This window comes from Microbispora sp. NPDC004025, assembly GCF_053604425.1.
The window spans coordinates 62,645-83,365 of record NZ_JBSGHN010000019.1 but is presented as its reverse complement, the minus strand read 5'-3'; the positions used below and the strand labels follow the sequence as shown (position 1 = coordinate 83,365).

At 70.2% G+C, this 20,721-nt stretch carries 20 protein-coding genes and 1 tRNA gene; 9 read left to right on the top strand and 12 right to left on the bottom strand.

Features of this window, described 5'->3' with window-relative positions; all coding sequences use genetic code 11:
* Positions 1–23: 23 nt before the first annotated feature.
* Together ACWEQG_RS34615 and ACWEQG_RS34610 are read right to left on the bottom strand one after the other, a co-directional pair.
* Positions 24–1,403, bottom strand: a complete 1,380-nt coding sequence (locus ACWEQG_RS34615; protein ID WP_452291302.1) for a condensation domain-containing protein — start codon at positions 1,401–1,403, stop codon at positions 24–26.
* Complete coding sequence (locus ACWEQG_RS34610) at positions 1,397–1,672, bottom strand: acyl carrier protein (protein WP_452291301.1); 276 nt, start codon at positions 1,670–1,672, stop codon at positions 1,397–1,399. Before ACWEQG_RS34610 ends, ACWEQG_RS34615 begins: the two co-directional genes overlap by 7 nt.
* A 385-nt stretch (positions 1,673–2,057) precedes the next feature.
* On the opposite strand from ACWEQG_RS34610, the gene ACWEQG_RS34605 reads away from it, so the two are divergent.
* Positions 2,058–2,945 (top strand): DNA-3-methyladenine glycosylase 2, encoded by an 888-nt coding sequence (locus tag ACWEQG_RS34605; protein ID WP_452291299.1) that lies wholly within the window; start codon positions 2,058–2,060, stop codon positions 2,943–2,945.
* Between the two features lie 7 nt (positions 2,946–2,952).
* Here ACWEQG_RS34605 and ACWEQG_RS34600 read toward each other — a convergent pair whose 3' ends face one another.
* Positions 2,953–3,555 carry an RDD family protein gene (locus ACWEQG_RS34600; protein ID WP_452291297.1) on the bottom strand — a complete coding sequence of 201 codons (603 nt, stop codon included), beginning with the start codon at positions 3,553–3,555 and terminating at the stop codon, positions 2,953–2,955.
* A 379-nt stretch (positions 3,556–3,934) separates the two neighbouring features.
* On the opposite strand from ACWEQG_RS34600, the gene ACWEQG_RS34595 reads away from it, so the two are divergent.
* From ACWEQG_RS34595 to ACWEQG_RS34575, 5 genes are all read left to right on the top strand, one after another.
* On the top strand, positions 3,935–4,453 hold the full coding sequence (locus tag ACWEQG_RS34595; RefSeq protein WP_452291295.1) for a hypothetical protein: 519 nt from the start codon (positions 3,935–3,937) through the stop codon (positions 4,451–4,453).
* Positions 4,454–4,859: 406 nt separating this feature from the next.
* Positions 4,860–6,122, top strand: a complete 1,263-nt coding sequence (locus tag ACWEQG_RS34590) for a serine hydrolase domain-containing protein (protein WP_452291386.1) — start codon at positions 4,860–4,862, stop codon at positions 6,120–6,122.
* A complete protein-coding gene (locus tag ACWEQG_RS34585; RefSeq protein WP_452291293.1) occupies positions 6,122–6,829 on the top strand; it encodes a VanZ family protein in 708 nt (235 codons plus the stop codon). The genes ACWEQG_RS34590 and ACWEQG_RS34585 overlap by 1 nt, the downstream gene beginning before the upstream one ends.
* A gap of 68 nt (positions 6,830–6,897) precedes the next feature.
* Complete coding sequence (locus ACWEQG_RS34580) at positions 6,898–7,605, top strand: response regulator transcription factor (RefSeq protein ID WP_452291291.1); 708 nt, start codon at positions 6,898–6,900, stop codon at positions 7,603–7,605.
* A 38-nt stretch (positions 7,606–7,643) separates the two neighbouring features.
* Entirely contained in the window at positions 7,644–8,756 is a 1,113-nt protein-coding gene (locus ACWEQG_RS34575) for a sensor histidine kinase (protein ID WP_452291289.1), read from the top strand.
* Positions 8,757–8,859: 103 nt separating this feature from the next.
* Here ACWEQG_RS34575 and ACWEQG_RS34570 read toward each other — a convergent pair whose 3' ends face one another.
* The 7 genes from ACWEQG_RS34570 to ACWEQG_RS34540 form a co-directional block, all read right to left on the bottom strand.
* A complete protein-coding gene (locus tag ACWEQG_RS34570) occupies positions 8,860–9,075 on the bottom strand; it encodes a hypothetical protein (RefSeq protein ID WP_452291287.1) in 216 nt (71 codons plus the stop codon).
* Between the two features lie 177 nt (positions 9,076–9,252).
* Positions 9,253–11,952: an AfsR/SARP family transcriptional regulator gene (locus tag ACWEQG_RS34565; protein WP_452291285.1), complete on the bottom strand. Its 2,700-nt coding sequence runs from the start codon at positions 11,950–11,952 to the stop codon at positions 9,253–9,255.
* A 326-nt stretch (positions 11,953–12,278) separates the two neighbouring features.
* Positions 12,279–12,509, bottom strand: coding sequence for a hypothetical protein (locus ACWEQG_RS34560; protein ID WP_452291283.1), 231 nt, complete (start codon positions 12,507–12,509; stop codon positions 12,279–12,281).
* Positions 12,510–12,637: 128 nt separating this feature from the next.
* Entirely contained in the window at positions 12,638–13,396 is a 759-nt protein-coding gene (locus tag ACWEQG_RS34555) for an SDR family oxidoreductase (RefSeq protein WP_452291281.1), read from the bottom strand.
* 49 nt (positions 13,397–13,445) lie between these two features.
* The gene (locus ACWEQG_RS34550) at positions 13,446–14,678 is read right to left on the bottom strand and encodes a low temperature requirement protein A (RefSeq protein ID WP_452291280.1); all 1,233 of its coding nucleotides are present in this window, start codon (positions 14,676–14,678) and stop codon (positions 13,446–13,448) included.
* 213 nt (positions 14,679–14,891) lie between these two features.
* Positions 14,892–15,278 (bottom strand): PPOX class F420-dependent oxidoreductase, encoded by a 387-nt coding sequence (locus ACWEQG_RS34545; protein ID WP_452291278.1) that lies wholly within the window; start codon positions 15,276–15,278, stop codon positions 14,892–14,894.
* A 62-nt stretch (positions 15,279–15,340) separates the two neighbouring features.
* The gene (locus tag ACWEQG_RS34540) at positions 15,341–15,934 is read right to left on the bottom strand and encodes a dihydrofolate reductase family protein (RefSeq protein ID WP_452291276.1); all 594 of its coding nucleotides are present in this window, start codon (positions 15,932–15,934) and stop codon (positions 15,341–15,343) included.
* 97 nt (positions 15,935–16,031) lie between these two features.
* Between ACWEQG_RS34540 and ACWEQG_RS34535 the strand changes: the two genes are divergently transcribed.
* From ACWEQG_RS34535 to ACWEQG_RS34525, 3 genes are all read left to right on the top strand, one after another.
* A complete protein-coding gene (locus tag ACWEQG_RS34535) occupies positions 16,032–16,484 on the top strand; it encodes a winged helix-turn-helix transcriptional regulator (protein WP_452291274.1) in 453 nt (150 codons plus the stop codon).
* A gap of 175 nt (positions 16,485–16,659) precedes the next feature.
* On the top strand, positions 16,660–17,637 hold the full coding sequence (locus ACWEQG_RS34530; RefSeq protein WP_452291272.1) for a PaaX family transcriptional regulator: 978 nt from the start codon (positions 16,660–16,662) through the stop codon (positions 17,635–17,637).
* Positions 17,638–18,159: 522 nt separating this feature from the next.
* Positions 18,160–19,467, top strand: coding sequence for a ricin-type beta-trefoil lectin domain protein (locus ACWEQG_RS34525; RefSeq protein WP_452291270.1), 1,308 nt, complete (start codon positions 18,160–18,162; stop codon positions 19,465–19,467).
* A gap of 175 nt (positions 19,468–19,642) precedes the next feature.
* On the opposite strand, the gene ACWEQG_RS34520 is transcribed toward ACWEQG_RS34525, so the two are convergent.
* Together ACWEQG_RS34520 and ACWEQG_RS34515 are read right to left on the bottom strand one after the other, a co-directional pair.
* Positions 19,643–20,335, bottom strand: coding sequence for a hypothetical protein (locus ACWEQG_RS34520; protein WP_452291268.1), 693 nt, complete (start codon positions 20,333–20,335; stop codon positions 19,643–19,645).
* 282 nt (positions 20,336–20,617) lie between these two features.
* Positions 20,618–20,691 (bottom strand) — tRNA-Arg (locus tag ACWEQG_RS34515).
* Positions 20,692–20,721: the final 30 nt, after the last annotated feature.

Here is a 20,721-nt window from a genome sequence, read left to right as displayed (position 1 = left end):
GCTACCCGCGGTTCCTGGCCGACTTAGGTCGGGCTCCCCGCGTACGGGCCGATGCCGCAGATCCGGGGGACCGCGGTGATCGGGACGTCCTCGGTGAGGGCGCGGACCAGCAGGGCCTCGACCCCGCGCAGCATGCCCTCGGCGACCTCCCGGGGCAGGTAGGCGGTGTCCACGATGAGGCTGAGCTTCCCGGTGTCGGGGGCCGAGACGACCGTGAAGAACGCCTTGAACCGGACACCCGGCCAGGCGTTCGTGACGTACGTCCGGGTCTGCCCGGTGAGGCGGGCCACGTCCTCGTCGGCGCCGACGGGAGGCAGTCCCGGCCAGGTGCCGACGGTCCGCCTGTCGTTGAAGAACGCGTCGAGGTCCGGCTCCCGGCCGCGGCGGCGGCCGATCTCCTCCCGCATGGCCTGCATCTCGAACGGGTCGTAGTGCGCGTTGCGGTACGCCCTGAGCGCCCCCCGTTGCGCGGCCCGGCAGGCGGCGGCGAAGTCCGTGGCGGGCAGGTCGAGCACGAACAGGCCGTCCTGTTCCACGGTGCCGACCATCGCGTGGGTGCGCGCGTCGCGGCGGTTGCTGTGCACGAGCTGCATGACCGCGCGCGGGCGGCCGCTCACCGTCGCCAGCACGGTGGCGCAGGCGGCGAGCAGCACGCTGGTCGTGCTGATCGTCCAGCGCTCCGCCAGCCGTTGCGCCGCGACGGCGAGCGCCGCCGACTCCATGCCGACCTCGATGAACCGCGGGTCGTCCGCCTCGCGCGGCGGATGGTCGAACACGTCGAGCGGCCCGTCCGCCAGCACGGAGTGCCAGTATCGGATGGACTTGGCCGAGCGTGCGGGGTAGGGCTCCTCGCGCTCCGCGGCCGCCTGGTCCATCGGCTGCCACTCGGCGGGCGGCAGTTTCTCGCCGCGCAGCAGGACTTTCCACTCCTCCGACAGCGTGTTCAGCGCCTGGAAGTCCACCGCGAGATGGGAGAAGGCGATCGCCAGCGCCATCGGGCGGCCACCTTTGACGACGAGGGCGCAGCGCAGCGGCAGGTCCCGGTCGTGGACGAAGGCCGTCCGGCCCAGCTCGCCCGCGACCCGCTCGGCGACCCGCAGCGCCCGGTCCTGTCCCGCCTCCACGACGTCCACGGTCAGCTCGCCACCGCGTGCGACCCGCTGCACCGGCCCCTCCGGAGTGAGGGCGAAGGTCGTACGCAGGCTCTCGTGGCGTTCGAGCAGCACGCGCAGCGCGTCCAGGACGCTGCCGAGGTCGCGTCTGCCGTACACCGGGAGCACCCACGGGCAGCTCAGGAACGTCTGGCTGTCGCCCATCAGGTGGACCGCCCGCCATATCAGTCGCTGTCCCCAGGTCAGCGGCGCCTCTCCGTCCCGCGCGCCGCTGAACGCCACCGTCACCATGCGCGTGTCGTCCCTCCGACGGGCGTGGCCCGGGCCACCAGGGCGGACAGGGTGCCGACGTCCTCGAAGGTGGCCAGCTCGTCGCTCAGGTCCATCTCGACGCCGAAAGCGTGCTCGATCGCGTCGATGAGCCGGATCCGCGCGAGCGAGGTGAGGCCGAGCGCCGACAGCGAGTGTCCGGCGGCGAGCACCTCCTCGACGGTGATCTCGCCATCCGACACCTCTGAGATCAACTGCGCCAGCCGGCGCGTGTACTCCTCCGCCGTCACGCCGCACCTTCCTCTCGTACGACCCCGTCCTGGCGCGGTCGGATGCACAGCCCGCGCACGCCACGGCCGGGCTGCTCCTGCGCGCGGTGGGCAAGCAGGCCGGGCAGGGTGATCCCGCCTCCACTTACCACATGTCACCGAAATTTTCGCCACGATGCCCTGTTCCGCGATGGGATATAAGTGCTGGTTAGTCCGGTTTGGGTTGCTCCGCAAATCCCGTATAGGCAACAAGAGTGGTATGAGAACCGTGAAACTTGCAAGTCCTAGTCCGAAATCTTTCGGGTGGGGTGGCGGGGTCTCGTGGCGTGCCGGCGGGGCGGGGATGGGCGGCGGTCGCACCGGGCGGCAAGATCCTTTGTCTGTCCGGGCTCGTACGATGAGGCCCATGACCAGGCATGGTTTCACGCTCACGGCACAGGGCCCGTTCGACTTCGGCGCCACGTTGCGCTTCGTCGAGGACTGGCCGGCCACCAGCGGGCTCCCTTCCGACGGGCGGGCGCTGCGCTTCGCCTACTGCGCGGAGTCCGACTGGCTGCCGATCGGCGTGGCCGTGACCGCCGCGCCCGCCGGCGTCGCCGTGGCCACGACGCGGGCCGCCGGGCCGGCGATCCGGAGCGAGGTGGCGCGCATCCTGTCCCTCGACGTGGACGGCTCCGGCTTCGCCGAGGCGGGTGAGACCGACCCGGTTCTCGGCGACCTGCAGCGCAAGAGCCCCGGACTGCGGCCGTTGTGCTTCTGGAGCCCCTGGGAGGCGGCCTGCTGGGCGGTCATCGTGCAGCGCTCGTCGATGCTCATCGCCGCCCGGATCAAGCAGCGCATCGCGGAGCGGTACGGCGCGCGGGTGATCGTGGACGGGGAGCCGTACACCGCCTTCCCCCCGCCCATGACGTTGCTGGAGGCGGGCGGTCTCGGCCTGCCCGCGCAGAAGGAGGAGTGGCTGCGCGGGCTGGCCCGCGCGGCGCTCGACGGCGTGCTCACCGCCGAGCACCTGCGCGCGCTCGACCCTCAGGAGGCGCTGGCCGAGCTTCGCGCCCTGCCCGGCGTGGGGCCGTTCTCGGCCGGCCTGATCCTGATCCGCGGCGCGGGCGCGCCGGACGCGTTCCCGGGCGACGAACCCCGCCTGTTCGCGATCCTGCGCGAGGCGTACGGCCTGCCGGAGGACGCGCCGCCAGCCGCGTACCGGAAGGTGGCCGAGGCGTGGCGGCCCTACCGCTCCTGGGCATCCTTCCTGTTCCGGGCGTCCGGGTACGGTGCCCCGGCCGACGAGCGGTGACCGGCGACTATGCCGCCAGCAGCGTGGTGACCAGCACGAAGGCGGCGAAGACGGAAACGAGGACGACGAGCCCGATCAGGAATCCGGACGCCCTCGGCGCCTTCGCGCCGGAGGCGGGCACGTCCACCACGACGGTCCCGGCGATGACGTCGTGCAGGCAGCGCCGCCCGGGGTCGCCGAAGATCCACAGGGCGTCGACGAGGTAGAGAACCGGCCCGAGATACGGGGCCGCCGAGCTCAGGAGAGGGTGGACGAGCGTCCGGATCCCCACCTGACGATGGGCCGGTGTCGCTCCGGTCGCGGCGGCCACCACTTTCAGGCGGTACAGGCGCTTGCCGGGCGTCTGGCCCCACAGGGCGTGCTGCACCCAGAAATAGGCGGCGTTCGCAGCGATGATCGCGATCTGCAGGGGCCAACCGCCCTCCGCGTAGGGGTCGAGCAGCGTGGTGAGGTAGTCCGCCTCGCCGGCCTCGGGCTGGGCGGCAGTCCCCAGCACCAGTCCGATCAGGGTGTTGGCTGCGAGAAGGATCAGGTTGTCGACCAGGAAGGCGGCGAAACGGTGGCGCCGGGCGGCGGTGGTCCACGTCGGCGCCTGGGGGGCGGTTGTCATGCCCGCAAGTGTGCCGTGACGTCCCGGCATCGGGAGCGGCGCCGCGGAGCGGGGTTCCGTCCACGGGCTCGCGTGAACGGCCCGTACGGCGTCTGAGAAGACGCTGAAGGGGCCGCGGCACCGCCTCATCGAATTCTCATGGGAACTGAACATCGGATGAGACTTTCTCGCCGGAAAGGTCACGCCGCGATAGGGAGAAATCGCGGGACAACCTCCTCTGACCTGGTGTGATGAGAATCGGATAAGCGGGCTGCGGTTGTTTGAGAATCGCCTCGGCAGCGAAAAGCGCCGATACGTTTCCGGTGTTGGCGAAATCCGGTGCGGACGCCCTCTCCAATCGTTGCGATCCGCGCCGGTGGTTCTCCCGAGGAGGAAACAAATGCGTGTGAAAGTGATCGCCGGACTGCTGACCGCCACCGTCGGCGCCGGCGTGCTCGTCCCGACGGCGTCGGCCTTCGCGGCCACCGGCAAGCAGGGCGCCCCGCGACCCGTGGCCGCGACCACCCCCCAGCAGGCCCCGAAGCAGGCCCCGGGGCAGGCTCCGCAGCAGAAGGAGGCGGAGAAGGACACCCGGCCCGCCACCGCGGCCACCTCGCTGACCATCACCGCCTCGGCGGGCGAGGAGACGGCGAAGCGGTCCCGGGACGAGAGGCGTGCCGGGCTGTTGACGCTCTCCGGGTCGCTGACCTCCGGCCGGTCGGGCCTGGACGCCCAGACGATCGCCGTCTACTTCCGCAAGGCCGGCGCCGCCCGCTACACGTATGTCGGCTCGGCGCGTACGGGGGCGCGGGGGCAGTACAGCGTGAAGGTGGACGACGGCGGCTCGGGCACCTGGAAGGCCGCCTTCGCCGGTACGCCCGCCAAGCAGCGGAGTTCGGCCACGGCGAACGTCGCCTGACATCCGCGGCTCGACCGGGGGCGTTCCAGGAGAGCCGGGAACGCCCCCAGTCGAGCGCCGGCATGCGGCCGACGCCGGAGGAGCAGGTCGAGATCGTCGGCGACGACTGGCAGCCCGCCTGGGCCGGCGAGGCCGAGGACCGCTGGGGCGACAGCGTCCGGTGTCGCGGTACTTCGACCGCACCCATTCGATGCACGCCCGCATCGGGCGGTTGTTCGCCGCCGATGCCCGGTTCGCCGCGCATCACGGGGCGGTCACGCCGGGCCTGGCGGTCTGGCCGCGGTGTATCGCGGACGTATCGAAAACCGCATACGCCACCGCAACAGCCTCGCGTCTTCGATGAGGGCGTGAATCAGCGCGCATCACTGTCAGCGCCGGATTCGTCGACCGAGGAAGGGCCGTGATCATGGACGCGAGTTCGACACGGGGCGTCGACCGGCGGAGGCTGGTCAAATGGGGCGGGCTGGCGGCCGCCGGTATGGTGACGGCCGGCGGGCCGCTGGTGAGCGCCGGGGCCGGGCACGCCGCCTCGTCTCCCCCCGGCTCGTCCCGGCGCGACCGGATCCCGCGGGACACCCTGCCCGGCGGGGCCTACGACCGGTACGTGGCGCAGCTGGCCGCCGAGGGCAAGTTCTCCGGTGTGGTGATGCTGTCGCATCGGGGCCGCACGGTGCTGTCCCGCAGCTACGGCATGGCGGACAGGGAGAAGAGGATTCCCAACCACGAGGACACCGCGTTCAGCCTCAGCTCGGCCGGCAAACCGTTCCACGCGGTGGCCATTCTGCAGCTGGCGCAGCGGGGCAAGCTGCGGCTGTCCGACCCGGTGGGCGAATACCTGAAGGGCTTCGCCAGGGACGTCGCCGCCAAGGTGACCATCCACCACCTGCTGTCCGGCTCCTCCGGGCTCGACAGCCCGGCGGAGGACGTGCATCGCGTCTTCCAGAGCCGGGAGGAGGTGCACGACTACTACGAGCGGCGGACCCGGCTGGCGAAACCGGTGGGTGTCCCGGGCGTTCCCAGCACCACCCACCAGGAGGCCGAGGCCACCATCCCCCCGCTGATCGTGGAGGCTGTGAGCGGCATGACGTACTGGGACTACGTCGAGAAGAACATCTTCAAGCGGTGCGGCATGACCGGCTCGGCGTTCTACACCAGGCCGCAGTGGCTCACCGGCAGGAACATCGCGCATCCGTACATGACGCTGGCCGACGGCAGCCAGGTGGACGCCCTCCGCAACCTCGACAAGGGCAGCCCCGCCTCGTACATGCTGGGCAAGAACCCGGGCCGTGCCTTCATCGACGCCCCCGGGGACGGCGGCTTCGCCACCGCGCCGGATCTGGTCCGGTTCGCGCGGGCGCTGGGCGACGGCACGCTGCTGGACCGGCCCTGGGCCGACGTGCTCACCGCGGCCAAGATCCCTCATGGGCCGGCGTCGTTCGGGGCGTACGGGATCGCGATCGAGATCGTCGGCGGCCAGTGGATGTTCCAGCGAGCCGGTGGCAACCCGGGTGTCGGCGCGAACTGGAGCATCTACCCGGACACCGGCTGGGTCGGCGTCATTCTCGGCAACAGCGAGGGCGTGTCGCTGCAGGACATGATCGGGCGGGAGATGCAGGCCGTCACCGGGGTTTCGCCCGATGGGGGGACGGGCGGGGGGTCGGGCGGCTGATGAACCGGAGCGCATCCCTGTCCGCACCGCCCCGCCGCACGCGCGGGGTCGTGCTCGCCGGCCTGGCGATCCTCGGCCTGGCGGGTGTGGCGTTCGTCGTACGGCGGCCGCTCCTGATGTCCGCCCCGAAGTGCTTCGCCGGGCGGTGGCACGGCTGCTACGACACGGAGAACGGCGTGCTGCTCATGACGCTGGTCGCGCTGCCGCTGGCCGCTCTGGTGGTGTGGGCGCTGGCGCGCGGGCGGCGTGCCGCCGGCGCCGCATCGGCGTGGCGGACGTCGCTGGCCGAGGTGGGCATGGTCTACGGGACGGTGCCGTTCGTATGGATCACCATGATGCCGGGCCCGGGGGCCGGCATCGTCCCCGGCCGGCTGAGTCTGATCCCGCTCCGGGACCTGCTCACGATGGGGCCGATCGGCATCGGCGGCAACCTGCTGATCTTCGCGGCGCTGGGGTTCTTCGCCCCGATGCGGTTCGCGGCGATGGCGTCCGTGCCGCGGATCCTGGCGCTCGGGGCAGGCTGCTCGGTCGCGGTAGAAATCGCCCAGTACGTCCTGCGGCTTGACCGGGTGTCCTCGGTGGACGACGTACTGGTCAACGCCGCCGGCGCCGTGCTGGCCGCGCTGGCGTCGCGCCGCTGGTGGCGCGTCACGGCGGCGCGAGCTCCGTCGGACCGGCCTCGCCCCGCGCCGGCGTCGGCAGGGTGAGCCGCGTGTCCGGTGTGCGCAGGTCTTCGCATACGTTGGCGATATGTTGTGCTGCGTAGGTTTCAGACATGCGCGTGCTGATCGTGGAAGATGAGCCCTACCTGGCCGAAGCCGTCCGTGACGGTCTGCGGCTGGAGGCGATCGCCGCCGACATCGCCGGCGACGGCGACGCCGCCCTGGAACTGCTCAGCGTCAACTCCTACGACCTCGCGGTCCTCGACCGCGACATCCCCGGCCCGTCCGGTGACGAGGTCGCCCGGCGGATCGTCGCGTCGGGCAGCGGCATCCCGATCCTCATGCTCACCGCCGCCGACCGGATCGACGACAAGGCGTCCGGGTTCGAGCTCGGCGCCGACGACTACCTCACCAAGCCGTTCGACCTTCGAGAGCTCGTGATGCGGTTGCGTGCGCTCGACCGCAGGCGCGCGCACGCCCGGCCCCCGGTCATCGAGATCGCGGGCCTGAGGCTGGACCCGTTCCGCCGGGAGGTCTTCCGCGACGGACGCTACGTCGCGCTCACCCGCAAGCAGTTCGCCGTGCTCGAAGTCCTCGTCGCCGCCGGGGGCGGCGTCGTCAGCGCCGAAGAGCTCCTCGAGCGGGCCTGGGACCAGAACGCCGACCCGTTCACCAACGCCGTCCGCATCACCGTCTCCGCGCTGCGCAAACGACTCGGCGAACCTTGGCTCATCGCCACGGTGCCCGGCGTCGGCTACCGGATCGACACCGGCACGGACACAGGCACCCATGAGCAGGCACCCATGAACACGCACCCATGATCACGCACGCATGAGCAGGCACCCATGAACAGGCACGCATGAGCAGGCCCCCAGGGCTCAGCGCCCGGTTGAAACTCACCATCAGCTACGCCGCGTTCCTCATGCTCGCCGGCGCTCTCCTGCTGGCCGTGGTGTGGGTGTTCCTGCTGCGCTACGTACCCGACGGTGTGTGGATCACCGGACTGAGGGGCGGCGGGCCCTGGGCGCCGGCCCCGCCGTTCATCCCCAACCGCACCGACCTCCAGCGCGCCTTCGTCCCCCGCGCGGCCCAAGCGCTGGCCTTTCTGCTGGCGTTCGGCCTGATGGGTGGATGGCTCCTCGCCGGCCGGATGCTCGCACCCCTCACACAGATCACCGATGCCACCCGGAAAACCGCGAGTGGATTCCTGTCCCACCGGATCCGTATGAAGGGCCGCCAGGACGAATTCCGGGAACTCGCCGACGCCTTCGACACCATGCTCGAACAGATCGAATCCCACGTCGCCGAACAGCGGAGGTTCGCCGCGAACGCCTCCCACGAACTGCGCACCCCGCTGGCGATCTCGCGGACGCTCCTCGACGTCGCCCGCAAGGACCCCACACGGGACCGGGACGAACTCATCGAACGCCTGCACACCGTCAACCAGCGGGCGATCGAGCTCACCGAGGCCCTCCTGCTGCTCAGCCGCGGCGACCGCGGAAACTTCACCCGCGAGAGCGTCGACCTCTCCCTCGTCGCCGAAGAGGCCACCGAGACACTGCTGCCCCTCGCCGAACAGCGCCGGATCACACTGGACGTCACCGGCGGGGCGGCCCGGACCAGCGGCTCCGCCGAGCTCCTGCTGCGGATGGTGACGAACCTCGTCCAGAACGCCATCGTGCACAACATCCCCACCGGCGGCACCGTGACGGTCCACACCGAGGCGTACGTGGACACCAGCGTGCTGCGGGTCGAGAACACGGGCCCTCGGCTCCCACCGGAACTGGTGCCGACCCTCACCGAGCCCTTCCGGCGCGGAACAGAACGCGTACGCACCGGCGAACACGCCGGCGTCGGCCTCGGCCTGGCCATCGTGCACAGCATCGTCCGCGCCCACGACGGGACGCTCGACCTCGTTGCCCGCCCCGACGGGGGTCTCCTCGTCACGGTCCGGCTTCCCCGCACGCCGTAGCCGCCCTCCCGCGCGGGAGCGGAGGGGCCGAGCAGCGGGAGCCGCGGCCGGCGACCTCGCCGGAGCAGGGCCGTGCCCGGCGAGGTCGCCGCGTTTCGCCGGGTCAGCCGGCGGCGACGAGCGAGGAGCCGCCGGTCGGCGACGGCGCGGCGGTCCGCGGCCGGGTGTAGCCGGCGGGCCGCAGCGGGCCGGGGTCGTCGTGCGTCACCGGCAGCAGCGGCATCACCTGCTCGCCGAACCGGTACGTCTCCTCCAAGAACGGATTGCCCGAGACGATGAACGAGTCGATCCCTGCGACCGCCGCCCCCGTCGCGGGCATGCTGCGCCCCTTTCCGCGCTGTCCCTGCCGAGACGGGGTATTCGGGGTATTCCTAGTAACTATGTAGGAATAGCAGGAGACGTCCGTGGTGGGAGCAAGTGAGCGGTCAGTCCTGTGATGGGCGTCACGACCTCCGGATGCCGGTGGCATCGGCTTTCCTCGGCATCGGCCGGAGTGCTACCTGGCCGCTGCGACGTCGTGAGTCGGGGCGAAAAAGAGGGCGTGCAGTCTGGTCCGCAGGGTGTGGGCGTCGGGATGCCCGAGCTCTGTGAGGATGGAAAGGGCGCGCAGCCAGGCTCGGTAGGCGGCCTCGTGCTCGCCCGCGGCGCGCTGCGTCTCACCGAGGCGGGTGAGGGTGTAGGCCTCTCCATACCGTTCGCCGAGCTGCTGGAAGAGTGTGAGAGCCTCCTGATAGCTCGCGACGGCCTGGGCGTGCCGGCCGAGGTGGTGCAGGGTCTGACCCAGGCTGTCCCAGGCGGCCGCCTGGCCGTAGCGGTCGCCGATCTGCAGGTACAGGGACAGGACCTCCTGACAGGCGGGCAGGGCTCGACGATGATCGCCGAGCTGACCGTGCGCCCACCACATCCCCACCAGGGCGAAGGCCTGTCCGATCTGATGGCCTGCTGCGCGGAACAGGTGAAGCGCCTGCTCGGAGTGGCGGAGCGTGTCGGAGTAGCCGGCTTGCCGGGCGAACGCCAGGGCGAGGCTTAGATGGGTCCGGCCCCTGCCGGATGACTCGGTCAGCTTCTCCCACTGCGACAGGGCGTGCCGGTAGTGGGTCAGGGTGTCGTCGCCGAGCCCTGAGGCGTTCGGGTCGTGGCGCCCACGCTGGGTCAGGAAATCGGCCAGGGTCCACACCAGTTGCCAGGCGTGGGTGTCGAACCCGGCCTCGGCCGCGTGCTGGACGGCGCCGATGACAACCGTGTGCTCGGCGGCGAACCATGCCAGCGCCTCATCGTGATCGATGAGGGGGTGGACGGTCACGCCCGGCTGTGCCGGGACGAGGGAAAGCGGATCGCGAGACGGGTCCAGCAGCAACGCCGCGCTGTGAGCGGTGTGCAGGTAGTGGTCGAACATCCGGTGCAGCGCCGCGTGCCGATCGGTGCCGCCGTCCCACCGCCGGGTCAGCTCGGCGGCGTACGCGCGCAGCAGATCATGCATGCCGTAGCGGCCCGGGGCCTGTTCGGTGAGCAGATGGGCGCGGGTCAGCTCGGCCAGCAGCCGCCGGGCCCGAGCCACCGGCACGCCGGCCAGACTGGCCGCGGCGGGCACCGTGACATCGGGGCCGGGATGCAGGCTCAGCAGCCGGAACAGTTGCGCCACCGGGGCGCCGAGGGTCCGGTAGCTCCAGGAGAACACCGCCCACAGATCGCCGCTGTCGCTCAACGCGTCGGCCACGGCCGCGAGCGGGAACGCGGGCCGGGTGGCGGCGCGCGCCGCCACGATCGCCAGTGCCAGGGGCAGTCCCGCGCACGCGGTGACGATCTCCTCCACCGCCTGGGGCTCGGCCGCCACCCGGCCGGCCCCGAGGCGACCGGCGAGCAGCTGACGGGATTCGGCGGCCGGGAGCAGGTCCACGGTGAGCGGGCAGGCGCCTTCCATCGCGACCAGACCGGTCAGCTGCTCGCGGCTGGTCACCACCGCCGCGCAACCGGACGAGCCGGGTAACAGCGGCCGCACCTGCTCGGCGTCGCGTGCGTTGTCCAGCACCACCAGCACCCGTCGACCGGCCAGCAGGCTGCGGTACAACGCCACCTGCGCGTCGAGGGCGGGCGGGATGTCGTCCGCCGGGACGCCAAGGGCGTGCAGGAAACCCCGGACCGCCTCGCCCGGCGTCATCACCGGCCCGTTCTGGTCGAAACCGCGCAGGTTGACGTACAACTGCCCGTCGGGGAACCGGGCGGCGACGCGATGTGCCCAGTGCACCGCCAGCGTCGTCTTGCCCACACCCGCGGTGCCCGACAGGAGGGGGATCGCGACCGCGCCCGCCGGAGCCGTCTCGTCGTCGGGCAGCAGCCGGTCCAGCGCGTGGAGGACGCTCGCCCGGCCGGTGAAAGCGGGCACGTCACTCGGCAACTGCCGCGGTACCGGTAAGCCCGGGCGCACCTCCACCGGTCCTGCGGCCCGCGTGGGGCCGAGGGCAGGGTCGGAGCGCAGGATCTGCTCGTTGAGAGCACGCAGCTCCGGCCCCGGCTCGATGCCGAGTTCCTCGATCAGGAGGGCACGCGTGTCGCGGAAGACCTCCAGGGCCTCGGCCTGACGACCGGAGCGGTACAACGCCAGCATCCAGTAGTAACGCAGCCGCTCCCGATACGGGTGAGCCGTGGCGAGCCGGCCCAGTTCTCCGATCAGCGCACTGTGCCGGCCCAGCTCCAAATCCACGGAAACGTTCAGTTCCTGGGCGCGCAGTCGTGCCTCTTCCAGCCGCAGGACCTCCTGCGTCACGAATGGGACATCACTGACATCCGCGTACGGCGTGCCCCGCCAGAGTTCCAACGCCTGCCGCAAAGTGGCGTCGGCCGATTCGAGATCCCCGCGGTCATAGGCGCGTTGTCCGCGGTCCACCAGATCCGCGAAACGCAGCGCGTCCACCTGGTCCACTCCGACGATGATCGCGTACCCGGCCGCGCTGTGCACGATGTGCTCCTGTCCGGCGATCGAATGCCGCAGCCGATGCACATAGCACTGGAGGTTCTTGCGCGCGCTGGCGGGCGGGCGGCCGTTCCACAGCGCCTCGATCAATGCCGGCACCTCCACCGGCTCCCCGGCCCTGCACAGCAGCAATGCCAGCAGGCGACGCCACTTCGCCGGCTTCACCGCCACGGCCACCCCGTCGCGCCGCACCTCCAGCGGTCCGAGCACGCCGAATTCGATCAACAGCCCCCGCCCTTCATCGGATGACATTCCGAATCTGACTGCGATCGGTCAAATCGTCAAGGAAGGAGACAACCGCCGCCCAACCGGCGCAGGCCGCCGCCGGCGTCTGCTCCTTCAGGTACGGTTCCTATTGGAACCTCTCAAACAACGGCTCGTACGCATTCCAGATGAGGAACTATTACACCGGGCAAATGCCCCGGCGTATCCGAGTTCGGTGACTACGTCGCCGTGCGGTAATACACCTGCGGCTCCGATGGTTACAGGCAGCGCTGGGTACTGATATTCGACCAAGGCCGGGCGAACGCATATCGGTGTGGGAGAACCTTCTACTCGACGGGATCGGCGGGCAGGAGGCCGTCTTCCAGCACCTCGACCGCGCCGAGCAGACCTCGCAGGCCGATCCGCTCGCGTTCGACGTCCGTCGGGTCGAACAGCCACTCGGCGATGGGCAGGGCGGCCGCCTCTTCTGGGAGGCCGCGCTCGGCCTCGATCATCTCCTCCTCGACTTCGATCTCGAGTTCGTGCAGGAATCCGTACTCGTCGCTCGGAGCGGTCATCGATCCTCTCTGTTCTGTGCTGTTCTGTTCTGTGCGGATGGCTCGGCCCGGGGGACGCGACGACCGCGGCGGCCCGCGGGGCGGAGGGACCACGGTCATCGCGTGCGCACCCGTGTGGATGGACTGGACTATGCGCCGGTGACGGCGCGGTCGAGCCAGTCGTGGTAGCGGATCGCGCCAAGCGCGGCGCCGTCGTCGACGGGCACCAGCGACCGCTCGCTCAGCTCGCTGCCGAAGTAGCGCGCGTGCGGGTCGGTGACCACCTCACGGGGGTCGCCCCAGGCGGCCAGCGCCTGACGGAAGAACTCGTCCATCCGGAACCGCTCGGGGCCGGCGATCTCGACCCTGCCGTTCAGAGGCGACCCCACCGCGGTCCGGCCGACCGCCTCGGCGACGTCGTCGCCCGCGATGGGCTGGAAGAGCACGGGCGCGATGTGCACCGTGCCGTCCACAGTGGCCTCGTCGGCGATGCCGCGGGCGAACTCGAAGAACTGGGTCGAGTGCACGAGCGAGAACGGGATTCCCGATTTCTCGATCAGCTGCTCCTGTGCGATCTTCGCCGCGAAGTAGCCGTTGTCCGGCATCCGCTCGGTTCCCACGATCGACACCGCGACGTGGTGACCCACGCCCGCCGCCGCCTCGGCCGCGAGCAGGTTGCGCGTGGAGGTCTCGAAGAACTCCAGCACCGCGGCCCGCTCGAACGACGGCGAGTTCGAGACGTCGACCACCACCTGCGCACCCGCCAGCACCTCGGCCAGTCCCTCGCCGGTCAGTGTGTCGACGCCGGTGTTCGGCGACGCCGCCACCGCCTCGTGCCCCTGCCCGCGCAGCTTCGTCACGAGCTTCGACCCGATCAGGCCGGTTCCGCCGACTACCGTGATCTTCATCGCGTTCCCCTCGGTCCGCCGGGCCGCCTCGTCGCCGCCCGGTCGCCAGCTAAGACCGGACAGCCCTCGGGCTTGTGACGGCTGCCGTCGGATCCTTCTCCGGCCGCTGACGGGTGCGGGCGGCTGCCGTCCGCATCGTGACGGCGGTCAGCAGCACGCAGACGGCCGCGATCGCCCCGGCCACGCCGGCCACGCCGGCCTCGCCTGTCCAGGGCGTCGCGAGCGGCAGTGTCAGGACGACGACCACGCATCCCAGCACCACGGCGGGCACGAGGACGGGCTGTGGGACGACGAGCACGTGCACGGCGCACAGCAGCGCGAGATACACGCCCACCGGAACGGCGATCGCGTAGCCGAGCGCCAGCGGCGAGGACCCGGTCTCGTGCCCGCTCCGCTCCACCGCGACCTCGAGCCCCGCACCGAGTGCCGCCAGAGCCGCGAAGATGCCGTAGTGGCCGTATCCCCACAGGTAGGACCGATGGCGGCGGCCACTGAGACCGTTCCCCGCAGGTCCGAGGAAGTACAACCACCACAGCGCGAACAGCAGGACGAGACCGGCACCGGCGATCACGACGAAGGGGCCGCCGGCCGCGTCCGCCTCCAGCGCTCTTCCGACCCCTCTGCTCACCGCCAGCACGCTCTCACCGAGCAGGATGATCGTGGACAGGCCGTAGCGCTCGGCGATGTGGTGCGGATGCCAATTGGTGGCCCCGGCCCGCTCCGCCCACCATGGCACCGCGAGTTCCAGGACGGCCAGGCAGGCGAAGTACGGCAGGCCGAGGGACGAGGGCAGGACTCCCGTCTCCACGAGGGCGAGCCGTGACAGCCAGCCCATCTGCAGGACGGCGATACCACCGGCGTAGCGAAGCGCGGTGCGGCGCCTCGCCGGGTCTTCGCGACCGGCCCGCAGCCATTGGGCCACGAGCCCGATCCTCATGACGATGTAGCCCAGTGTGATCACGGCATAGTCGGAGTGGCTCGCGGCGGCGGGCACACCGGCGGCGAGGACCAGCACGCCGGCCATCTGCACCATGGTCAGCAGCCGGTAGGCGATGTCGTCGGTGTCGAAGGACGAGGCGAACCAGGTGAAGTTCATCCACGCCCACCAGATCGCGAAGAACACCTGCAGGAACGGCACCAGCCCGGCCAGACCGTGACCGTCGGCGATGTCGCGCGCGAGCTGCGCGGTGACGGCCGCGACAGCGACCACGAAGGTGAGATCGAACAGCAGCTCGAGCTGACTCGACGTACGGTGCGGCTCGTCGACGGCCCGAGCACTCATCCGGACCCGGATCCGGATCACGGGGCCTGTTGGTGGCATGGTCTGTTCCTGTCATCTCGCGACGTACGGTCCGCCTCGAAGACAGGGCGACGTCCCGACTTGTGACAACGAGCCGCAGACCGGGCCGGCGATTGAGGTCGTACCCGGGCGACGGTGGCACAGGCCCGGCTCGACAAGCGGGACTTGGGGGCGCGCCGGCCAAGTGGCCGCCGCTCAGGCGAGGCCCACCGTCTGCCGCTCGGGTTCGATGACCGCGACGACGCGCTCCTCGTCTCGCGAGTACGGCCGGCCGATGTATTTGACGGCCAGCTGGTCGACGATCGTCCAGGCGGCGTCGCCTTCGAGCCACTCGACGACGCGGCCGCGGACGACGACCGGCTGGAACGGGTCGCCGGGCGGAGTCAGGGAGAGCGCGACCCGCGGATCGCGGCGCAGGTTGCGAGCTTTGCGCGAGCCCGGACCCGTGAGGAACACGATGTGGTCGCCGTGCGTCCCGATCCAGACCGGGACGGTGTGGGGGGCGCCATCGGGCAGGACGCTGGCGAGGTGGGCGAGAGGTGTGCCGTCGAGCACGCGGCGCACAGTGGGGTCGAGCGTCATGGTCATCTCCTGGAGTGGGTTGTGGGCGGACTTTTGCCGGTGATCGTCGGCGGACGACGAGGTCATCGTTCGACCTCGTAACGAAGGTGGGTGACACCGGGCGCCGGGACGGCCTCGACGAGGCGGAGGCGCACATGCCCGGGAAGCGGCTGGAAGAAGGGCCGGCCGCGGCCGAGCAGGATCGGCACCTGATGGAGGATCACCTCGTCGACGAGGCCCGCCTTCAGCGCCTCGGTCACGACGCCGCCGCCCATGAGGCCGACGTCCTTGCCGCCGGCCGCCTCGCGGGCCGCCGCGATCGCGTCCTGGATGCCGGTGGTGACGAGGGTCTGCCGCTCGCTCGTCTTCGGCGCCGGCCGGTGACTGAGAACGAACAACCGGGCCGTCGGGTGGGGGCTGCCGCCGCCGAAGCCGTCGGAGTCCTCATAGGTGTTGCGTCCCGCCACGACGGCGCCCACCCGCGCGGCGAGAGCGTCGAAGACCCGGGCGCTGGGCTCGCTCAGCCGGAACCCGTCGAACACCCGGCTGGGCGTGTCGCCGTCGAAGTACCAGTCGAAGAGCATCGTCCCGTCGCCGAGCCCGCGCCCGGCACGGGGATCGCGACCGGTGATGTATCCGTCGACCGACACGGCATGGGCGCCGATGACCTTGCTCATCTCGGTGAACCCTCCCTAGTTGTAGTTCCCTTAAGGAACTCCAAGACCGTAGCACTTCGAAGTTCCCTAAAGGAACCCCGATTGTTAGACTGGCTTCATGCAGCGCACGAACTTCGGCGAGATGGCGTGCTCGATCGCGCGCACGCTCGACGTCATCGGGGAGCCCTGGTCGCCGCTGATCCTGCGCGACGTGTGGGTCGGGCTCACCCGGTTCGAACAGATCCAGGCCGACCTCGGGATCTCACGTAAGGTGCTGACCGAGCGGCTGAACCACCTCGTCGACCAGGGTGTGCTGGAACGCCGTCCCTACGACCAGCGACCGCGGCACGAGTACCACCTGACGCAGAAGGGCACCGAACTCGTCGACCTGCTCATGGTCATGGCCGGCTGGGGCGACAGGTGGCTCGCGGGTGAGGCCGGCCCGCCGGTGCTCTACCGCCACCACGCGTGCGGTGAGATCAGCGGTGTCGACCTGCGCTGCGCCCACTGCGGCGAGCCGATGCACGCCGGCGACGTCGACTTGCTGCCCGGCCCTGGCGTAGCCGTGTGACAGAGCGCCGCCGTGGACAGCGCAGCCGTAGACAGCGCAGAGGTGTGACAGCGCAGCGGTGTGACGCAGGTTGACGGGCGGCGGGCGGGCTGTGAGTTCGCCGGGAGGCGCTCCGGGGCGACGGTGCGGGGCCGGGTCGTTCGGCAGGGGCGTTGGCGTGAGGCAAGCTGATGACGTGAGTGTCCATGTGCCTCCGGACGATGTCGGAGCTCCACGTGCGCAGGCCGGCCCCAACCCGCAGCACCTGCTGACGACCTTGCTCGGCGAGTACCTCGACTCCTCGGATGCCGGCCTTCCGTCGATGGCGGTGGTCGCGATGCTCGGGGAGTTCGGCATCAGCGAGTCCAGCGCGCGGGCCGCGTTGTCCCGGCTGACCAAGCGTGGCCTGATCGCCGTACGGGGATCCGGACGGCCGCCCGTATACCACCTCACGCCTGCGGCGATAGCCAAGCACCGTTCCCGGATGGATCACTTCCTGAGCTTCGGCGCACGCCCGCCGCAGTGGACCGGCGACTGGGTGACCGTCTCCTTCTCGATCCCCCAATCCGGTCAGGCACAGTCCGGTCAAGGGCAGTCCGGTCAGGCCCCGCGGCACGCGGTCCGTAAGGCTCTGGGGTCGCTGGGTTTCGCGCGGCTGTACGACAGCGTGTGGATCCGGCCCGGATCCGACGCCGGTCCGGTGACCCGGGCGCTGCACGACATCCTGGACGACGTCGAGGGTGGTCGATGGTCGGTGATGCACACCCGGTTCGACGAGGAGACCGGCCCGCACGGTCCGGCCGCCGCCTACGATCTGGCCGGCCTCGCCTCGGCCTACGAGGAATTCATCGCACAGTACGCGGACCTGCGGGTGGCCGTACGCAACGGGGAGATCGACGCGAGCCGGGCGCTGGTGGCGCGGACCTCCGTCATGGATTCCTGGCGGAAGTTCCCGGACATCGACCCGAATCTCCCCGAGCACCTCCTGCCGGCACCATGGCCCCGCCAGGCGGCCCGGGACCTCATGCTGGAGATCCATTCCGCTCTCGGCTCGCTCGCCGAGGCGCGGCTCATCGAGGTCGCGACGCCGTACTGGCCGGACGCGGCGTCCTGGATCACCCACTTCCACGCATCGGAGAACTCCCTCTCGGCCCCGGCGGGCGGGGACGGCTGAAGAAACTTTCACGCTCTCCGCACGATCGCGCGGCCGCCGGAACGCGTTTCACGGCCGCTGTGACGCGTCCGCTTCCGGCCGACCGCCGCCCACCCGGGCCCGCCGTAATCTCCGGCAGGAAAGGCACTGTGACCTGCGCCGGAGCCGCCTCCGCCCCGGTCCGTCCTCCCGGCGCCGGGCGGGGGAGCGGTGGCGACCATCCCGAGGTCGACCTGCACGCCCGGACCCGGGTGCGTCAGGGACGTGTCCTGTCCGCGGGGGCACCGCTGCACGTGCCGACCGCGGTCGCTTGACACTTTTGGTGACCGCAGTGATATTAACTGCACGCTTCTCTCATCGGCTCGTTTCGCCTGGCGCGGGCGCGATTCGCAGTCGATAGTCCGCCATATCGATCCCCAGATTCGGTCGGCGCCGACCAGCCTGTCGCGGTGGCAGTTATCAGCCGTTGCCGGGCTCCGTCGGCGTGCGCCGCGTATTCCACATCCGGCACAAAGCGCCGTCGTGACACCTATGGAGGGCGAAATGAGAAAACGCTCGATTATCAGCGCAGTACTGGCGGCCGCGATGGCCCCGGTCTGCGCCGGAATAGTGGCGCTCACGACGACACCGGCCGCCGCGGCGGTCGGTGGCTCGGGCCCCTACCCGGCTGATTACGAGACCTCGACCAGCCTGCCCAACCACACCATCTACCGGCCCGGAACCCTTCCGTCCGAGAAGCTCCCCATTTTCGTCTGGGGCAACGGAGGCTGTTCCGCCAACGGAACGGGGCAGCTGAACTTCCTCCGCGAGATCGCCTCGCACGGGTTCCTGGTCATCGCCAGCGGCAGCCCGAACGGCTCCGGTTCGACGACGTCCCAAATGCTCACGCAGTCCATCGACTGGGCGGTCGCGGAGAACAGCCGGCAGGGCAGCAAATACAACGGCAGGCTCGACACCAGCAAGATCGCTGTAGGGGGCTGGTCCTGTGGAGGGCTGGAGGCCTACGCCGTCTCCAACGACTCACGTGTCACCACGACCACCATCTTCAGCAGCGGGTTGCTGAACGACTCCGACGACTACCAGCTCCGCCGGCTGACGAAGCCGATCGCCTACTTCATCGGCGGGCCCAGTGACATCGCCTACCCGAACGCCATGGACGACTGGGGTAAGTTGCCGGCCGGGCTGCCCGCGTTCATGGGCAATCTGAACGTCGGACACGGCGGCACCTACGACCAGACCAACGGCGGCGAGTTCGGCCGCGTGGCCGTGCTCTACCTCAAGTGGCGGCTCAAGGGCGACACGACGGCCGGCGCCAACTTCGTCGGCGCCAACTGCGGCCTGTGCAGGACCCAGTGGCAGGTCCAGCAGAAGAACCTCACGCTCGACGGCGGCACCTCGTCCCCGTCCCCCAGCCCGTCCCCGGGTAGCCCGTCACCCAGTCCGACCGTGACCCCCACCTCCGGTGGTGGCAGTGGGCCGATCAAGGGGACGAGCTCCGGCCGCTGCCTGGACGTGACCGGCGCGAGCACCGCCGACGGCACCCAGGTGCAGCTGTGGGACTGCAACGGCCAGACCAACCAGACCTGGAGCTCCACCTCCGCCGGTGAGATCCGCGTGTACGGCAACAAGTGCCTGGACGCGGCCGGCACCGGCAACGGCGCCAAGGTGCAGATCTACTCCTGCTGGGGCGGCGACAACCAGAAGTGGCGCGTCAACTCCGACGGCAGCATCCAGGGCGTCCAGTCCGGGCTGTGCCTCGACGCCGTCGGCGCCGGCACCGGCAATGGCACCAAGATCCAGCTGTATTCCTGCCACGGCGGCACCAACCAGAAGTGGGCCTGGAACGGATAGCCCGCACCTGTGGCCCGCGGTGCGGAACACGCCGCCGCACCGCAGGCCACGACCCGGAAGCCCCTAGTCACTCGTCTGCTCGGTCGAGTCCCACCATCGCGCGGCCGAAGTCGAACTGGGGCCGATGGAACATCCCGCTCGGGGTGACCCAGACGTTCGAGCGGTAGATGTGAATCTAGGTGGAAGCCATCCCGCGCATATCCCGCAGGCGAAACATCGCGGCCAGTTCGTCGGCGAGTTCGGCGACGTTTCGAGAGCCGTCGACCCGCAGGACCGGCACGTCGAGTTCGAGGGCTTGGCGCCGTACTTCTTCATCCCAGAGTTCGTCGCGGGCCAGTCGCTTGGCGAACGCTTCGGCATGGTCGCCGCTTCCCCAGTTGGCTCGTGCTCTGGCTGGGTCGGCGAATCGGGTGCCCAATGCGTCGCGGCGGAATTCGGGTGTCGGCAGCAGAAAGGCGGCGTGCTCACGGCGCGTCAGCAGAGGCGCGACGTCTCGGGGCAGGGTACGGAAGTCGTCGACGAGTACGGGACGGTCCGTGGGCAGGGTAAGCAGGTCTTCGATGACGAATCCGAATGTCTCGCCGTGCAGGCTGGGCATGGCCTGGAAGATCTCAGCCGCGGTGCGTCCCGTCCATCTTTGCTCCAGGGGCGTTCGCAGCAATGCGAACAGGTGGGGCTGTCGCTGCGGGGTGCACCGGTTGACGTAGCCCTGTTCGGCGCGGTCGCCGTCATACACGAGCAGGTCGTGCCGTTCCGCCAAGGACTGAGTGAGGGTGCTCTTGCCGGCGCCGGTACCGCCGGCGATCCAGCGGACGTGCGCGAGCCGACGAGCGAGATCAGCAGGCGTGCGCTGGCCGAGGAGACTCATGCCCGGCAGTCTCACAAGCCTGAGCGGTCAGAAACAGTCTTGTACTTGCACCACGTGGCAGTGAGGATCGAAGGAGAGGGCCGACGTCTTAATCGCGCGATCACGCGGCCAGGACGGCCCCGGATCATGAGAACCCGGAGCGACGCCTGCACCTGCGAGCAGGTGGCCTCGCCGCTCGCGGTGCCGTGATCGGCGGCAATCGGCAGCGTACGGCTGTACGCACGATCAGATCCCGATCGTGTGAAATCCCAGGTCAGAGACCGGATGGGCTGATGAGGAGAGCGCGCCCTGAGGGATTCGAACCCCCGACCGTCGGATTAGAAGTCCGATGCTCTATCCAGCTGAGCTAAGGGCGCTCGTGCCTAATTCTGCATGATCCGGGGACC

Excerpts from the sequence above, each read along its gene's own strand:
- ACWEQG_RS34550 (WP_452291280.1), bottom strand. The coding sequence starts at position 14,678 with ATGAGTGCTCGGGCCGTCGACGAGCCGCACCGTACGTCGAGTCAGCTC.
- ACWEQG_RS34590 (WP_452291386.1), top strand. The coding sequence starts at position 4,860 with ATGGACGCGAGTTCGACACGGGGCGTCGACCGGCGGAGGCTGGTCAAA.
- ACWEQG_RS34525 (WP_452291270.1), top strand. The coding sequence starts at position 18,160 with ATGAGAAAACGCTCGATTATCAGCGCAGTACTGGCGGCCGCGATGGCC.
- ACWEQG_RS34605 (WP_452291299.1), top strand. The coding sequence starts at position 2,058 with ATGACCAGGCATGGTTTCACGCTCACGGCACAGGGCCCGTTCGACTTC.
- ACWEQG_RS34570 (WP_452291287.1), bottom strand. The coding sequence starts at position 9,075 with ATGCCCGCGACGGGGGCGGCGGTCGCAGGGATCGACTCGTTCATCGTC.
- ACWEQG_RS34595 (WP_452291295.1), top strand. The coding sequence starts at position 3,935 with ATGCGTGTGAAAGTGATCGCCGGACTGCTGACCGCCACCGTCGGCGCC.
- ACWEQG_RS34585 (WP_452291293.1), top strand. The coding sequence starts at position 6,122 with ATGAACCGGAGCGCATCCCTGTCCGCACCGCCCCGCCGCACGCGCGGG.
- ACWEQG_RS34520 (WP_452291268.1), bottom strand. The coding sequence starts at position 20,335 with ATGAGTCTCCTCGGCCAGCGCACGCCTGCTGATCTCGCTCGTCGGCTC.
- ACWEQG_RS34615 (WP_452291302.1), bottom strand. The coding sequence starts at position 1,403 with ATGGTGACGGTGGCGTTCAGCGGCGCGCGGGACGGAGAGGCGCCGCTG.
- ACWEQG_RS34560 (WP_452291283.1), bottom strand. The coding sequence starts at position 12,509 with ATGACCGCTCCGAGCGACGAGTACGGATTCCTGCACGAACTCGAGATC.
- ACWEQG_RS34575 (WP_452291289.1), top strand. The coding sequence starts at position 7,644 with ATGAGCAGGCCCCCAGGGCTCAGCGCCCGGTTGAAACTCACCATCAGC.
- ACWEQG_RS34535 (WP_452291274.1), top strand. The coding sequence starts at position 16,032 with ATGCAGCGCACGAACTTCGGCGAGATGGCGTGCTCGATCGCGCGCACG.
- ACWEQG_RS34555 (WP_452291281.1), bottom strand. The coding sequence starts at position 13,396 with ATGAAGATCACGGTAGTCGGCGGAACCGGCCTGATCGGGTCGAAGCTC.
- ACWEQG_RS34600 (WP_452291297.1), bottom strand. The coding sequence starts at position 3,555 with ATGACAACCGCCCCCCAGGCGCCGACGTGGACCACCGCCGCCCGGCGC.
- ACWEQG_RS34545 (WP_452291278.1), bottom strand. The coding sequence starts at position 15,278 with ATGACGCTCGACCCCACTGTGCGCCGCGTGCTCGACGGCACACCTCTC.
- ACWEQG_RS34540 (WP_452291276.1), bottom strand. The coding sequence starts at position 15,934 with ATGAGCAAGGTCATCGGCGCCCATGCCGTGTCGGTCGACGGATACATC.
- ACWEQG_RS34580 (WP_452291291.1), top strand. The coding sequence starts at position 6,898 with ATGCGCGTGCTGATCGTGGAAGATGAGCCCTACCTGGCCGAAGCCGTC.